The 965-nt window shown below is 60.0% G+C and carries 1 protein-coding gene and 1 pseudogene; both read right to left on the bottom strand.

Features of this window, described 5'->3' with window-relative positions:
- On the bottom strand, positions 1-473 hold a 473-nt coding region (locus A3754_RS03775), incomplete at its 3' end, for an ATPase, T2SS/T4P/T4SS family (RefSeq protein ID WP_197468431.1).
- A gap of 46 nt (positions 474-519) precedes the next feature.
- Positions 520-965, bottom strand: a pseudogene (locus A3754_RS27120) (hypothetical protein); the annotation flags it as partial.

The raw sequence follows: 965 nt of genomic DNA, 5'->3' as shown, positions 1-965 counted from the left end.
GGGATAATGGCATTCACCCGCGAACCGTCTGGCAGGCGCGCATCCACCATCGGGCTGGACTCATCCAGACGCCGCCCGAGTGGCGCCAACATGCGACGAATGACCCGCACCACATGGTCATCATTGATAAACCGGACGGACGCTTTTTGCAGCACCCCCGCCACCTCGATGAAAACACTGTCCGGCCCATTCACCAGAATATCGTTGATGCGATCATCCGCCAGCAACGGCTCCAGCGGCCCGAAACCCGTCACTTCATCAAGGGTATCGCGGGCCAGCTGATTGAGGTCCTGCGTAGAAAGCGGCACCCGATTCAGGGCAATATGCTGACCCACCGCCGTGCGGACAAAATCCGACAGCTGATCACGGCCAGCATTGCCGACCTCAATTCCTTCCTCATCCAGCCGCTCCACCACCCAGCGATGGGTGCGATCCTTGAGCTGCTGATATTCGGCATCAATCCGTCCGGCCACGACTGCTCCTGCTATCCGTTGCGTTCACTAACCGTTTGATGACTCATTACGCATTACTGCGCAGGCGCTGCCACCAGCCCTGGCCAGCCACATCATCCTGCTGCATTTCCAGCTTGCCGATCAGTGCCTGCAAGTTCCGGCTATACCGGCAACGAGGAGATTGTTCCTGAATCGGCAAGCCGCTATTCATGGCCAGCAGCCGATAACGCCAATCCATTGGCAGACCGCCAAGCAGTGGTACGCCTGCCGTCTCCGCCAGCTCATCCACACCCGGTGGCGCATGGCTGTCCACGCCATCGACAATCAGGCTGACCTGACTGTCACGGCCCAGGTGAGAGCGCCAGTCGTTGCCCAGGCTGCGCACGGCATGGGCCTGATCCACCAGCGGATGCATGGCCACCAACAAGTGGCGGGCATGAATGCCCAGCGCACGCACCCAATGGCGACTTTCCAGCGTGCCCACATTGATCACGATGCGGTCAAACATCTGCA

This window comes from Alcanivorax sp. HI0083 (genome assembly GCF_001635175.1).
Note: the sequence above shows the minus strand (reverse complement) of the source record. Positions and strands in the feature narration are given on the sequence as shown.